Source organism: Thiomonas sp. TH-17 (assembly GCF_057473305.1).
Genome location: NZ_JBYCKI010000138.1, coordinates 23,299 through 37,745, shown reverse-complemented (window position 1 = coordinate 37,745; position 14,447 = coordinate 23,299). Strand labels below are relative to the sequence as shown.

Sequence of the window (14,447 nt, the reverse complement as noted above, 5' to 3'; positions counted from 1 at the left end):
CTTGATGAAGTCGTCGCTGTCTTGGTTGATGACGCCGTCGCGGTCGAGGATGAGCAGTTTCATGCCGTGATTGTCGTGCAGGATCTCAGACCGCGAGGCGCGACAGATCGGCCACCTGATTCATCGCGTTCTGCAGCCGCGCCAGCAGCGCCAGGCGGTTGGCGCGCAGCGCGGGGTCTTCGGCGTTGACCATTACCTGGTCGAAGAAGGTATCCACCGGGGCTTTCAGCGCGGCGAGCGCCTTGAGCGCGGCGGTGTAGTCGCCCGCACCGTAAAGCTGCTGCACCTGCGGCGCTACGGCACTCAGGGCCTGATTCAAAGCGACTTCGGCGGGCTCGACCAGCCGATTGGCGTCGAAACCGCTGCCGTCTTTCACCCCTTCGGATTTGCGCAGAATATTGCCCACCCGCTTGTTCGCCGCGGCCAGCGCGGCGGCTTCGGGCAGGGCGGCGAAGGCGCGCACCGCCTCCAGGCGGCGCGGCACATCGGCCAGAATCTCCGGCCTCTGTGCCAGCACCGCATCGACTTCCTGCGCCGTCCAGATCCCCTCGCGCAACAGGTTGGCGAGACGGTCGTAGAGAAAGGTTTGCACATCCGCGCTGGGGTCGGTGAACCCGGCCACTTGCCCGAACACCGGCACCGCATCGCGCAGAAAGCGCGAGAGCTCGATGCCTGCGCCGCGCTCCATCAACATGCGGATGATGCCCAACGCATGGCGGCGCAACGCGAACGGGTCTTTGTCGCCGGTCGGGCGTTCGCCGATGCCGAACAGGCCGACCAGGGTTTCGGTCTTGTCGGCCAGCGCTAGCGCGAAGCCCACGTCGCTGCGCGGCAAGTCGTCGCCGGAAAAACGCGGCTTGTAATGATCTTCGATGGCCTCGGCCACCAAGGCGTCTTCGCCATCATGCGCGGCGTAGTAACGCCCCATGATGCCCTGCAGCTCAGGAAACTCGCCGACCATGTCGGTCAGCAGATCGGTCTTGGCCAGCAGCGCGGCGCGTTCGGCCAGATCGACAGGAAAGGACGGCGGAATCTGGCTGGCAATGCCCCCCGCGAGCGCCTGCACCCGCCGCATGCGCTCGCCCTGCGAGCCCAGCTTGGCGTGATAGACCACTTTGTCGAGGCCGGGAACGCGGTCTTCGAGGCGCTTTTTGCGGTCTTGCTCGAAGAAGAATTGCGCGTCGGCCAGGCGCGGGCGCACCACGCGCTCGTTGCCTTCGATAACCGCGCTGGGATCGGCTGGCGAGATATTGCTGACCACCAGGAAACGGTGGGTCAGCTTGCCTGCTGCATCGAGCAGGGGAAAGTATTTCTGGTTAGCCTTCATCGTGAGGATGAGGCACTCCTGCGGCACGGAGAGGAAGGCCGGGTCGAACTGGCACAGCAGCACATTCGGACGTTCGACCAGGGCGGTAACTTCGTCGAGCAGTGCGGCATCGTCGATGGGTTGCAGGCCCGACCCGGCCTGTCGCGCTACGGCCTGCAGCTGCGCGGCAATGTCGGCGCGGCGCTCCTCGAAGCTGGCGATCACGGCGCCTTCTTCGCGCAGTTGGTCGGCGTAGCTGTCGGCGTCGCGCAGCACGATGGGATCGGCCTGGGCCTCGAAGCGATGGCCGTGCGTTTCGCGCCCAGCCGTCAGCCCCAGCGCCTGCACCGGCACGACATCGGCGCCATGCAGGGCCGCCAGACCATGCGCGGGACGCACGAACTTCACCGTGGTCCAGCCATCGGCCAATTGATAGGCCATGACCTTCGGAATGGGCAGTTTGGCGATGGCCTCGGCGAGCGCCTTCTGCAGCCCCTCGGCCAGCGAGGCGCCGGGCGCCACGGTGTCGATGAACAGGGTTTCAGCCTTGCCCTCGCCTTCGCGCCGCAAGCGTGGGGCGGCGTTGGCATCCAGGCCGAGCGCGCCGAGCTTTTTGAGCAGCGCCGGGGTGGGCTTGCCGTCGGCATCCAAACCCACGGCCACGGGCATGAGCTTCTGCGCCACGGCCTTGTCGTCCGCCTTGGCGGCAACCTCGGGGATGCGCACGGCCAGTCGGCGCGGGCTGGCGTAGGGCGTCGGCTCGCAGTCAGGCGCGGCAAGGCCCTGGGCCTGCAGACTGGCGGCCAAAGTACGGGCGAAGGACTCGCCCAGCGCGGGCAGCGCCTTGGGCGGCAGTTCTTCAACGAAGAGTTCGACAAGCAGGTTCTGTTTGTTCATGTGTGGGTTTTGCGGGCCGCCATCGGTCCATGCCAAGGGCGCGGGCGCGGCGTGCGGCAGACGTCAGGCGGCTTTCTTCTGGGCGAGTTGGGCAGAGACTTCGTCGGCCCAGGCGCGGGGCGCCAGCGGGAAACCGAGGCGGGCACGGCTGTCGAGGTATTCCTGCGCCACGCCGCGCGCCAGGTTGCGAATGCGGCCGATGTAGGCCGCCCGCTCGGTGACGGAAATCGCGCCGCGGGCGTCGAGCAGGTTGAAGCTGTGCGCGGCCTTGAGCACCTGTTCGTAAGCGGGCAATGCCAGTTGCGCGGCCATCAGCGCCTTGGCCTGTTTTTCATGCGCGGCAAAGGCGGTGAGCAGAAAGTCCACGTCGCTGTGCTCGAAGTTGTAGGTGCTCTGCTCGACTTCGTTCTGGTGGAACACGTCGCCGTATTTAAGCTGGCGCTCCTCACCAGCGACCTCGGTTTCCGTCCATACCAGGTCGTATACGCTCTGCACGCCCTGCAGATACATGGCCAGGCGTTCCAGGCCGTAGGTGATCTCGCCGGTGAGCGGCTTGCAGTCGATGCCGCCGACCTGCTGGAAATAGGTGAACTGGGTGACTTCCATGCCGTTGAGCCAGACCTCCCAGCCCAGCCCCCAGGCGCCGAGCGTGGGGTTCTCCCAGTCGTCCTCGACGAAACGGATATCGTTGGCCTTCAGGTCGAAACCCAGCGCTTGCAGACTGCCAAGATAAAGCTCAAGGATGTTGTCGGGCGCGGGTTTGAGCACCACCTGAAACTGGTAGTAATGCTGCAGCCGGTTGGGGTTGTCGCCGTAGCGGCCATCTTTCGGGCGACGGCTGGGCTGCACATAGGCGGCCTTCCACGGCTCGGGGCCGAGGGCGCGCAGAAAGGTGGCAGTGTGGCTGGTGCCGGCGCCGACTTCCATGTCGTAGGGCTGAAGAACGGCACAGCCCTGCCGGGCCCAGTAGGTTTGCAGGGTGAGAATGAGGTCTTGAAAGGTGCGCATGAGATCGGCCTTGAAGAAGGCGCCATTGTAGAAACCCGCCACAACGCAATGCGCTGGGCTGCGCGCGCTCATGAGAAAACGCAGGGCCGCCCCAAGTTTTCTCATCCCCCTCGGGGGGCCTGACGCGAACGCGGCAGGTCTGGGGGCGCTCTCCTCAGGGATTACCGCCCAGCGAAGGCAGGATGGCCCCCGGCTGCAGCGACGGCGGGGGCGCCACGGGCCGGGCCACCGCTGCCGGGTGCGTGCCCGGCCCCTGACCGCGCACGCTGACGGTGGAAGTGCCCACCGGCACGCCGCCGGGCCCGACCAGCATGCCGCCGCTGCCGGTGCTGATGCCGCCTTCGGCCAGTGGCGCCGAAGTGGGCGCTGACAGCGGCATCTGGGCGTCGATGGCCAGCGGCGGGAAATTCTGCAGAAAGTAGCCGCTCACCGCGCCCGGGCCATTGGAGGCAAAGCCGGTGGCCGGGTTGACCTGCGACATGATCACCCCTGACGGCACCGGCCAGGGCACATCGGGCTTGCCTTGCAGCGCCGCGCGCATGTAGTCCATCCAGATCGGCAGCGCGGCCTTGGCGCCCTGCTCGCCGCGGTAGAGGTTGCGCTGGTTGTTGTAGCCCATCCAGGTGATGGCGACCAGTTCGGGGTTGAAGCCGTCGAACCAGGCATCGTGGAAGTTTTGCGAGGTGCCGGTCTTGCCCGCCAGATCGACCCGGCCGAGCGACAGCGCCGCGCCTCCGGTGCCATGCTGGATCACCGCCTGCATCATCTGCGTGGTGAGGAAGGCATTGGCCGCGCTGATGATGCGCGGCGCGTTCTGGCCCGCGATTTCCGGCTTGTGGACATAGACCTCGGCGCCGTGGGCATCGACGATGCGCTTGATGAGATAGGGCTGCACCAGCGAGCCGCCATTGGCGAACACGGCGTAGGCCGTGGCCATCTGCAGGGGCGTGAAGCTGCCCGCGCCCAGCACCATGGTGGGATAGGGCGGAATCTGGTCGAGCGGCAGACCGAAGCGCGAGGCGAACTGGCGTGCGTAGGGAATGCCCACGGCCAGCAGCACTTTGACCGCGCAGACGTTGTCGGAATGCGCCAGCGCCAGCGACGCCGAAATCGCACCGAGCTGCTCGTTGTCGTAGTTGTGCGGCGTCCACGGCGGCTGGCCCGGCCCCGGGTTGAGGGTGATGGGCGAATCGTCGATGACAGTCGTGGGCGCCAGACCCTCGTCAACCGCGGCGGAATAGATGAAGGGTTTGAAGCTCGAACCGGGCTGGCGGAAGGCCTGATTCACATGGTCGAACTTTTCGTGGTTGTAGTCGAAGCCGCCGACCCAGGCGCGCACCGCGCCGTCTTTCGGATCGACCGACACCAGCGCCGACTGCACATCGGGCATCTGCGCGATGCGCCAGCCCTTGGCCAGCTTCTGCAGCCAGACCACGGCGCCGCGATCAATGCGCTGTTTATCGGTAGCTTTGGGTGACAGGCCCGCAGCGGCGAAGCGCAGGGCGTCGCCGCTGAGTTCCACCGTGTTGCCCGTTTCGAGCACGGCCTCGACCAGCTTGGGGCTGGCGTGCAGCACCACGGCCGGATGCAGGCTGCCGGCCGCGTCGTAAGGCTTGAGCGCCTTGACCGCCACGCCGAGCGCATCGGCATCGTGCGGCGGCAGATCGATGCGCGCCTGCGGCCCGCGCCAGCCGTGGCGCTGGTCGTAGGCGAGCACCCCGGCGCGTACCGCGTCCACCCCCGCCTTCTGGTCGCGGTCATGCAAGGTGGTGTAGACCTTGTAGCCGTCGGTGTAGGCCGATTCGCCGAACCGCGCGACCATGATCTCGCGCACCTGCTCGGCGGCGTAATCGGCGTCCACCTTGTAGCGCAGCAGGCCCTGCCCGGCCACGATGTTGAGCGGCGCCTGCATGGCGTCGTCATACTCCGCCTGGGTGATGTCGCCCAGCACCTTCATGCGGCCGAGCACGTAATGCTGGCGAATGAGCGCGGCCTTGATATTGGTCTGCGGGTTGAAGGCCGAAGGCGCCTTGGGCAAACCCGCGAGCACGGCCGCCTGCGCCAGCGTGAGCTGGTCGAGCGGCTTGCCGTAATACACCTGCGCCGCAGCCGCCACGCCGTAGGCGCGCTGGCCGAGATAGACCTGATTCAGATAGCGCTCGAGAATCTGATTCTTGCTCAGCTCATGCTCGATCTTGTAGGCCATCAGCGCTTCGGTGAACTTGCGCAGCGGCGTTTTTTGCGGGCTGAGATAGAAGTCGCGCGCCACCTGCATGGTGATGGTGGACGCGCCCTGCACGGCCGCTCCGTGCATCAGGTCGGCCAGGGCGGCGCGGAACACGCCTGTCCAGTCCACCGCGCCGTGCTCGTAAAACTGCGAGTCTTCGGCGGCTAGAAAGGCCTCGCGCACCTGCAGGGGAATCTGCGCAAACGGCACCACCGTGCGGCGCTGCACGCCAAACTCGCCGATCAGCGTGCCCTCGGCCGAATACACCCGCAGCGGCAGATCCGGGCGGTAGTCGGTCAGTTCGCTCAGCGCGGGCAAACGCGGATAGAGCATGACCACGGCAAACACCAGCGCCAACAGCCCGGCCACGCCCAACAGCACGGCGCCGAGCAAAAATTTGAGCCAGAGAGGGCGGGAACGCACAGCGCGCTTGGGGCGCTTGTCGCGGCCTGCAGGCGGCTTGGGAGAACCCGCAGGGGCGGAGTCAGCAGAGGTACTCATAGTCGCGGGGCATGATAGCCGCCGCATCCGCTAAAACACCTGCCATCCTGTGAGCAGTTGTGACCCGACGTAACGATCTGCGCGGCGCGCCCTCATTGCGCCGGGGGATAGGTCGGTGGATAGGCCGGCTGCGACTGATAGCTCGGCTGTTGCGGCGCCGGCTGGTAAGACGGCTGCGCGGGATAGGCCGGGGGCGGAGGCGGCGCCACATAGCGCGGCGCGGCGTAACCCGGCACCTGCGCACCTCTTGAGTACATGCACTGCTGATACGCAATGTTGTAAGCGCGCTGCGCACTGCCCTGCGTGTCGCCATAAGAACCCGCACCGCCCGCGCTACCCGCTAGCAGGCCGATGCCCGCGCCCACGCCGGCCCCCTGGCTGTTGCCGCCGATCAACGCCCCGGCCGCGGCCCCGATGCCAGTGGCAAGGGCTGCCGAGGTCACGCCGGAATTGCTCGCGCCGCCTTGGTAGGGCGCGGCCTGCTGCTGCGCAAACTGGCGGCAGCTCGCATCAATCGCCTGAAACTGCTCGAAAGGCATACCCGGCGCCGGCATGACCGCAATCGTGGGCCCGAGCGGCGCGGTGGCACAGCCCCCCAGCACGAGCGCGCCCACAGCGGCAGGAAAAAGAAAAAAGGGACGGGAAAACCGAAGGTTTCGATAAAACCGAAGGTTTCGATAAATTCGCATGATGCTTCCTCGATAGATCGTTATAAAAAGAGTGGAAAGCGTGAATCACTTGGCTGACGGCGGAGGCGGTGAGGCAGGCACCGGCGTCCACCCGCCTGGGCAGACCGAGACATAGGGGTAGTAACCCGCCGGGCTCTGGCAGTAGTACCAGAACGACTGCGGCGCCGGGCCGGGCGGCAGCGACTGCACCACCACCGGCTGCCGCTCCACCACCACCGGAGGGCTCCAGGTGGACCAGCCGCCATAGCCCGGATATGGCTCATACCAACCGGGCTCATACCAGCCGCCGCCCCAGCCAGATCCCCAACCCGGCCCCCAGCCTGTGCCCCAGGTCGAGCCGTAGTAAACCGGTACGCCAATGCCGATGCTCCAATGCACGCGCGCCTGAGCCATGCCCGGCACGAGCAAGACCCCGGCCGCCGCGGCGGCCAACAAAGCCATCTTGATACGAGAGAAGGGATGCATATCAACTCTTTTCTGATTGGAACCCGGCCGCCTGACCAAGTTCCGCCACACGCCCACAACAATACCTACCACAGGCTTTGCACTTTAACGAGCATCAGCCCCAGACGGGGGACACCCCAGAAGTAACAGGAATGCAAATTTTTAATTCGGATGGATGGCAGACTGTTTCTGGTCAACAGCTTGGCATGTGCGCGCGTTACAGTTGCGGCCGCAGCGCGGTCCATTAGCCCACGTTCGAGGCTGTGACGCGTATTCCTGAGTGCTTCCTTGGTGATCTGATGCGTAAATTCCTGTTTGTTTTCACGGTCTTGTTGGCGCAGGCCGGTTTGGCGCAGGCCAAGGACGATGTGGTGGTGGTGCTCGATTCGGGCGACGCCCGCATCACCCTGATCAACCAGGACACCCGCCAGCCCATCGGCAGCTTTGCCACAGGCAAGGAGCCGCACCACCTGATGGCCACGCCGAACAATCAAGACCTGATCGTCGCCAACGCGGTGAGCAACGATCTGATGCTGCTCAACCCGCAGACGGGCAAGCCCATCGGCAGCGTGGCCAACATTCCCGATCCCTATCAGATCGGTTTTTCGCCCGATCACCGCTGGTTCGTGGTGAACTGCCTGCGGCTGAACCGGGTGGACATTTACAGCTACGACCAGGGCAAGTTTCTGCTCGCCAAGCGCATTCCGCTCAAGTCGCTGCCCAGCCACATGGCGTTCACCGCCGACAGCAAGACGGTGTACATCAGCCTGCAGGACACGAATTCCATCGCCGCCATCGACCTGCCCACGCAAACCGTAATGTGGACGCTGAAAGTGGGCGAAACCCCGGCCGGGCTGTGGCTGACGCCGGGCGACAAAACCCTGCTGGTGGCGCTCACCGGCAGCGATGCGGTGGTGGCCGTCGATCCGCGCACCCGCACAGTGTTCAAGCGCATCGTCACCGGCAAGGCGGCGCACAACTTCCGCTCCATGGCCGACGGGCGGCATGTGCTGGTGAGCAACCGGGTGTCAAACACCATCAGCATTCTCGACATGGACACCCTCACCAAGGTGGGCGACATCACCGGCCTGCGCCCGGGGCCGGACGATATGGAGCTGTCCGCCGACCGCCGCTGGCTGTGGGTGACCTTCCGCTTCGCCCGCTCGGTGGGGGTGATCGACATGGATACGCGCAAGCTGGTGGATGTGATTCCGGTGGGCAAGTCGCCGCATGGCATCTACTTCTACAACCGCGCGCCGTTCTACGACAACCTGCCGCCGCTTTCCACGCTGGCGCGCCAGCAGGCTGCGTCACTGCACCTGAAGCCGACCACGACCATCGCCGCCACGCGCTGACTTCCTGCCCCCTCCGCCATGCTCAATCCGCTCGACTGGATCAGCCACGCCACCAGCCTGCTCATCGGCGAGGCGCAGACCTGGGTGTTCGTCACCCTGGTGCAGCCGGTGCTCTACCACTTTCACCTCATGGTGGATGACGATTTCGCCTATGACGGCGTGCTGTGGTTTCTCGCCGGGATGCTGCAGATCGGGGTGGTGTATGCCGTGTTGCGTCCGCTCGAAGCGCTGCGGCCGCTTGAAGTCTGGCCCAACCGCCGCGCGGTGCGGGTGGATGTGCTCTACACCTTCATCAACCGCCTGGGGCTGATCAATCTGGTGCTGTTTTTCACCCTGCAACCCGCGTTTGACGGCCTGCAGGAATGGTTCCGCCTGCGCGGCATCGACAACCTCAACCTCGACGCACTGTGGCCCGGCATCACCGACCGGCCGTTGATCAGCTTTCTGATCTACCTGATCGTGCTCGATTTCGCCGGTTACTGGTATCACCGCGCCCAGCACCAGATCCAGTGGTGGTGGGAGCTGCATGCGGTGCACCACAGCCAGCGTCAGCTCAGCCTCTGGTCGGACGACCGCAACCATTTGCTCGATGATGTGCTGATGGCGGCATTTTTCGCCGCATTGGCCCTGATCATCGGGGTGCCGCCCTCGCAGTTCGTCGCCCTGTCGCTGGTCTCGGGGGCGCTGCAAAGCCTGCAACATGCCAACACCCGGCTGTCTTTCGGCTGGCTGGGCGAACGGTTGCTGGTGAGCCCGCGCTTTCACCGCCTGCACCACGCGGTGGGCTACGGCCACGAGCTCGGCCACCAGAACAATGCGCGGCTGTATGGCTGCAATTTCGGCGTGCTGCTGCCGTGGTGGGACGTACTGTTCCGCTCGGCCGACTTCACCACCCCGCTGCAACCCACCGGGGTGCGCGCCCAGCTTGCCGCGCCAGACGGCCAGGGCGTCGATTACGGCGAGGGCTTCTGGGCGCAGCAGTGGCTCGGTCTGCGGCGCATGAGCCAGCGGCTGTTTGTGCGAGTGGCCGCCACAGACCTCGCTGACCGTCAGCCCGGGTGACAGTGGGCCTGACCGGGGCCGATGCAGGCATCGGTCTCGATCTGCACGGTGGCGTGTTCGATGTCGAGCGCGTCGTGCAGCCGCGCGTGCACGGCGCACAGCGTGGCCTGCGGATCGGCGGCCGCCTCGAGCCGCACATGCAGCGTGACCACCGGCTCGGCGCCGTCGAGCGACCAGACATGCACATGATGTGCGCTAGCCACCCCCGACACATCTGAGAGCGCCTCGCGCACCTGCGCCGCGGTGAGTCCGGGCGGCGCGCCTTCGAGCAGCACATGGGCGCTGTCGCGGGTCAGGCGCCAGCCTGATCGCAGAATAAGCACCGACACCAGCAGCGATAGCAACGGATCGGCCACCGTCCAGCCAAACACCAGAATCAGCCCCGCCGCCACAATGGCCGCCGCCGAGCCCAGCAGGTCGGACAGCACATGCAGCCGGGCGCCGCGCTCGTTGAGCGACTCGCCCCCAGTGAGGGCGAACAGCGCGGCGAGATTGGCCACGGCGCCCAGCACGGCGATAACCAGCATCCAGCCGCCTTCCACCGCCTCGGGCTGCCACAGCCGATACAAGGCCTCGACCACGAGGCCTGCGGTCAAAACCAGCAGCGCCAGCCCGTTGACGAAGGCCGCCAGCGTCTGCCAGCGGCCGTTGCCGTAGGTCATGGCCGCCTTGGGCGCGCGCGCGCTCAGGCGAATGGCGATCAGGGCGAACAGCAGGGCGGCACTGTCCGCCGCCATGTGCACCGCGTCCGACAGCAGGGCGAGCGAATTGACCCACCAACCGCCCACCGCCTCGACCGCGGTGAACGCCAGCAACACCGCCAGCGCCCACGCCAGCCGCTGCGCACTCGCGCCCCGGGCGTGGTCGTGGCCTGAGTGTGCATGCGGGTGCGCGTGAGAGTGGGCATGATCGTGACCATGCCCCTCGTGCGCGGAATCACCCGCGGGGTGCCCGTGCATGACGATTCAGACGCCCCAGACCACCGGGGTATCCGCCTGCTGGCAGCGCTTGAGCATCTGAATAAACGGCCAAGCGCGCTGCTTCAGGCCGATCGGCTGGGCGGAGGAAACCACCTGCCCGTCGGCCGTGGCAGACTCCACGGCCGCGCTGCGCGCCTGCTCTTCCTCATTCACGGCGGCTTCGAGCGCGGCGATGGCGGCGGGCATTTCGGCCGGCTCGATGATGCCCTGCGGCTCGGCCGATTTGCCGATGATGGACAAAATGCGCTGAGCCGGGCCGACGTTCATGAACAAATCGCTATCGGCCTTCGATTGAAACTTGTAGATCATGGGAATGTGCTCCATTCAGCGAGACGCCGACGCGCCGTCTCTACGCCGCATTGTGCCCGCCAGAAGCGGGCGCTGTCATGCGGAGGTTCCGCAGCACTTTGGGTCAAGCGTCCTGAACGCCCCCAGGGCCGGGCTGCGACGTTTTGCCGCGCCACTTTGCCGCTCGCAGACAACACCCGCGCCTAGGGAATTCCCTGACCTTGCGCCAAATCAAAAAAGTGAGATACATCGACGCCTATCCTTGCTCCGCGTTCTTCGAGGCTATGTCGGGACAGTTGGTTTCTCGCCCGGCGCCGTGAAGAACCCGCAGATCGACACAACAGGAGCGCCAAAATGATCGACACCCTCGTCGTGGACTTATCGCGGTGGCAGTTTGCCTCCACCGCGCTATACCACTTCCTTTTCGTCCCCCTCACCCTGGGCATCAGCTTCATGATCGCCGCCATGGAGACGGTTTACGTCACCACCGGCAAAACGATCTACCGCGACATGACCCAGTTCTGGGGCAAGCTGTTTCTCATCAACTTCGCCCTGGGCGTGGCCACCGGCCTGACCATGGAGTTCGAATTCGGCACCAACTGGTCGTTTTATTCCAGTTTCGTCGGCGACATCTTCGGCGCTCCGCTGGCCATTGAAGGGCTGATGGCCTTCTTCATGGAATCCACCATGATCGGCATGATGATCTTCGGCTGGAAACGCCTGACCAAAGGCCAACACCTGCTGGTGACCTATCTGGTGGCCATCGGCTCCAACCTGTCCGCTCTCTGGATTCTGGTGGCCAACGGCTTCATGCAAGACCCGCAGGGCGCCGCGTTCAACCCGGTGACCATGCGCATGGAACTCACCGATTTCGGCGCGCTGATCTTCAGCCCTGATGCGCAGGCCAAGTTTGTGCATACCAGCATCGCTGGTTACGTCACCGCCGCCGTGTTCGTGGCCGGGGTGAGCGCCTGGTACATGGTGCGCAACCGCCATATGGATCTTGCGCGTCGCTCCTTCCGCATGGCCGCCCTGTTCGGCGTGCTGTCCACCGCGGGTGTCATCACCCTGGGTGACGCGCTGGGCTTCGTCGGCGCACATGCGCAGCCGTCCAAGCTCGCCGCCATGGAAGCCATGTGGCAAACCGAGGAGGCGCCCGCTCCGTTCAATGTGGTGGCCTGGCCCTCGCAGAGCGAGCAGAAGAACGTCTGGTCCATCCAGGTGCCGTATGTGCTCACGCCGCTGTTGACCCACACCCTCACCAAGGTCGTGCCCGGCATCGATCAGATCGAGGCGGACGCAGCGCAGCGCATCAAAAACGGCATTCCGGCGGTGGAAGCGCTCAAGCTGTTGAGCAAGAACCCCAACGATGCAGCCGCCATGGCGCAGTTCAAGGCGCACGAGAAAGACCTGGGCTACGGCTTCCTGGTGACCCGCTACGCGCCTGACCAAGACGTTTCCAAGGCCACCGAGGCGGATATCGCCAAGGCCGCCAAGGACACCATCCCCGAGGTCTCGGTGATTTTCTGGACCTTCCGCATCATGGTGGGCCTGGGTTTGCTGATGCTGGCTTACTTCGTCTACGCCGCCATGCTCACCATCAGCGGCAAGCTGGAGCACCCGAAGAACCGCTGGTTCCTCAAATTCGCCCCCTGGATGATTCCCGTGCCCTTCCTCGCCTGCGAAATGGGCTGGATCGTCGCTGAAGTGGGCCGTCAGCCCTGGACCGTGTTCGGCATGCTGCCCACCTGGATGTCTGCATCCAGCCACAGCGTGGGCTACATGATCTTCTCGCTGGTGGGCTTTGTGTCGCTGTACTCCATCTTCATCGCCGTCGAGATGTATCTGATGGTCAAGGCCATCAAGCAAGGGCCGGAAGAGCACGGCACGCCGTCGACCCCCGTCAGCCACAAACCGCAGCCCTCGTTCGGCGGTGGTTTCGCCCCCAACCCGGCCGCTCCCATGAGCGCCCATAAGGAGTAAATAGTCATGGACTTGTATCTCATCCTTCAAGTCTTGTGGTGGGTCCTGCTCGGCGTGCTGTTCGTCGGGCTGGGCACCATGGTCGGCATGGACATGGGCGTGGGCACGTTGCTGCGCTTCATCGGCAAAACCGATACCGAGCGCCGCACCATGCTCAACGCCATCGGCCCCCACTGGGACGGCAATCAGGTGTGGTTCATCCTCGGCGGCGGCGCGATTTTCGCGGCCTACCCGCTGATCTATGCCACTTCGTTCTCCGGTCTGTACGTGGTCATTCTGCTGCTGCTGTGGAGCATGATCGTGCGCCCGCTGGGGTTTGAATACCGCAGCAAGATCGCCTCGCCGGCCTGGCGCAACGCCTGGGACTGGACGCTGCTGCTCAGCGGCGCGCTGCCGATGATCATCTTCGGCGCCGCCATGGGCAATATGCTCATGGGCGTTCCCTTCCACTTCGAGTGGAACCTGCGCTCGGTCTACACCGGCAGCTTCATCTTCCTGTTCAACCCGTTCTCGGTGCTGGCCGGCCTGCTGTCGCTGTCGCTGTCGGTCTATATGGGTGGCGTGATGATGATGGGCCGCGCGCCCGAACCCGTCGCGGGCCGCGCCCGCACTGCAGCGGGCTATGCCGCGCTGGCCGCCATCGTGCTGTTCGCGGTGCTCGGCGTGTGGGTCAGCATGGTCAACGGCTACAAGATCGTGAGCTTCCCCGGAGCCGGCGTGCCGCAAACTCCGCTGCAGCAGACGGTCGAACTGGTGCCCGGTGGCTGGCTGTCCAACTACAAGAGCCACCCCATCCTCTGGGCCGTGCCCTTGCTCGGTTTTGCCGGTCTGTTCTTCGGCTGGATGAGCGTGCGCGGCAACAAGCATACGCTGGCCTGGTGGCTGGGCGCGGTGTCGTGGATCGGGGTCATCGGCACCATCGGCGTGGCCATGTTCCCCTTCCTCATGCCGTCGAGCTCCAACCCCTCGCAAAGCCTGACCCTCTGGAATTCCATCTCCAGTGAAACCACGCTGCTGTGGATGACCGGCTGGACCGTGGTGTTCGTGCCCATCATTTTCTGGTACACCAGCTGGGCGTTCTACGTCATGCGCGGCAAGGTCGATCCGAAGGAAGTCGAAGCCGACCCCCACGCTTATTGAGCAAGGACCTCATCATGAAAAACTTCCTTTATTTCGTGCTCTTCATGACCATCGCGCTGATTGCGATCGTCATCGGCGTGATCATCGGCGACTACGCCTCCTGGTACTTCGCCTGGATCGTGGGCACCGCAATGATCGTGCTGGTTTCTGCCGCCTCGGGCGCCTTTTTCGACGCCCAGGAAGATGAGCGCCGCAACGGCGGCGCCTCACGCGGCGGCCACTGAGTCACCGCCACACCAAAGGCTCTCGCATCGCTGCAGAGCCTTGCTCTAGGGCCAGGGCAACCTGGCCCTTTTTATTGAAACCTTCGGTTTTGCTGAAACCCTTGGTTTTCATGGATGACAGCAATGAAAAAAATGCTCTCTCTCGCGCTGTTCCTGATCATTGGGGCCGTTGTGATCGGCATCGGCATCCTCGTAGGCAGCAACGCCTCGTGGTACTTCGCCTGGATTTTCGGCACCGCTTTCTTCGTGCTGCTGCTGGCAGGCGCCGTCATGTGGTTTGAGCGTCTGGACGAACAACGTTGCGCCGAGCCGCCCCAACCGAACTCACCGAACTGACCGAACC

General features: G+C 64.9%; 13 protein-coding genes. 6 read left to right on the top strand and 7 right to left on the bottom strand.

The window, feature by feature from the left end:
• Nucleotides 1–85: 85 nt before the first annotated feature.
• The 5 genes from glyS to AC2VLV_RS08495 form a co-directional block, all read right to left on the bottom strand.
• Complete coding sequence (glyS, locus tag AC2VLV_RS08515; RefSeq protein WP_486989576.1) at nt 86–2,203, bottom strand: glycine--tRNA ligase subunit beta; 2,118 nt, start codon at nt 2,201–2,203, stop codon at nt 86–88.
• A gap of 63 nt (nt 2,204–2,266) precedes the next feature.
• A complete protein-coding gene (gene glyQ, locus AC2VLV_RS08510) occupies nt 2,267–3,211 on the bottom strand; it encodes a glycine--tRNA ligase subunit alpha (protein ID WP_486989575.1) in 945 nt (314 codons plus the stop codon).
• Nucleotides 3,212–3,365: 154 nt separating this feature from the next.
• Nucleotides 3,366–5,939, bottom strand: coding sequence for a penicillin-binding protein 1A (locus AC2VLV_RS08505; protein ID WP_486989574.1), 2,574 nt, complete (start codon nt 5,937–5,939; stop codon nt 3,366–3,368).
• A 92-nt stretch (nt 5,940–6,031) separates the two neighbouring features.
• A complete protein-coding gene (locus AC2VLV_RS08500) occupies nt 6,032–6,493 on the bottom strand; it encodes a hypothetical protein (protein ID WP_486989573.1) in 462 nt (153 codons plus the stop codon).
• A 180-nt stretch (nt 6,494–6,673) separates the two neighbouring features.
• Nucleotides 6,674–7,093 (bottom strand): hypothetical protein, encoded by a 420-nt coding sequence (locus AC2VLV_RS08495; protein ID WP_486989572.1) that lies wholly within the window; start codon nt 7,091–7,093, stop codon nt 6,674–6,676.
• A gap of 278 nt (nt 7,094–7,371) precedes the next feature.
• Between AC2VLV_RS08495 and AC2VLV_RS08490 the strand changes: the two genes are divergently transcribed.
• Both AC2VLV_RS08490 and AC2VLV_RS08485 read left to right on the top strand, forming a co-directional pair.
• A complete protein-coding gene (locus tag AC2VLV_RS08490) occupies nt 7,372–8,427 on the top strand; it encodes a YncE family protein (protein ID WP_486989571.1) in 1,056 nt (351 codons plus the stop codon).
• Nucleotides 8,428–8,445: 18 nt separating this feature from the next.
• Entirely contained in the window at nt 8,446–9,489 is a 1,044-nt protein-coding gene (locus AC2VLV_RS08485) for a sterol desaturase family protein (protein ID WP_486989570.1), read from the top strand.
• Here the strand turns inward: AC2VLV_RS08485 and AC2VLV_RS08480 are convergent.
• Together AC2VLV_RS08480 and AC2VLV_RS08475 are read right to left on the bottom strand one after the other, a co-directional pair.
• Complete coding sequence (locus AC2VLV_RS08480; protein WP_486989569.1) at nt 9,477–10,448, bottom strand: cation diffusion facilitator family transporter; 972 nt, start codon at nt 10,446–10,448, stop codon at nt 9,477–9,479. The genes AC2VLV_RS08485 and AC2VLV_RS08480 overlap by 13 nt on opposite strands.
• A gap of 6 nt (nt 10,449–10,454) precedes the next feature.
• Nucleotides 10,455–10,778, bottom strand: coding sequence for a DUF1840 domain-containing protein (locus AC2VLV_RS08475; RefSeq protein WP_486989568.1), 324 nt, complete (start codon nt 10,776–10,778; stop codon nt 10,455–10,457).
• Between the two features lie 333 nt (nt 10,779–11,111).
• Between AC2VLV_RS08475 and AC2VLV_RS08470 the strand changes: the two genes are divergently transcribed.
• From AC2VLV_RS08470 to AC2VLV_RS08455, 4 genes are all read left to right on the top strand, one after another.
• The gene (locus tag AC2VLV_RS08470) at nt 11,112–12,740 is read left to right on the top strand and encodes a cytochrome ubiquinol oxidase subunit I (protein ID WP_486989567.1); all 1,629 of its coding nucleotides are present in this window, start codon (nt 11,112–11,114) and stop codon (nt 12,738–12,740) included.
• Nucleotides 12,741–12,746: 6 nt separating this feature from the next.
• Nucleotides 12,747–13,880, top strand: a complete 1,134-nt coding sequence (gene cydB, locus AC2VLV_RS08465) for a cytochrome d ubiquinol oxidase subunit II (RefSeq protein ID WP_486989566.1) — start codon at nt 12,747–12,749, stop codon at nt 13,878–13,880.
• Nucleotides 13,881–13,894: 14 nt separating this feature from the next.
• Complete coding sequence (locus AC2VLV_RS08460; RefSeq protein ID WP_486989565.1) at nt 13,895–14,104, top strand: hypothetical protein; 210 nt, start codon at nt 13,895–13,897, stop codon at nt 14,102–14,104.
• Between the two features lie 123 nt (nt 14,105–14,227).
• Entirely contained in the window at nt 14,228–14,440 is a 213-nt protein-coding gene (locus AC2VLV_RS08455) for a hypothetical protein (RefSeq protein WP_486989564.1), read from the top strand.
• Nucleotides 14,441–14,447: the final 7 nt, after the last annotated feature.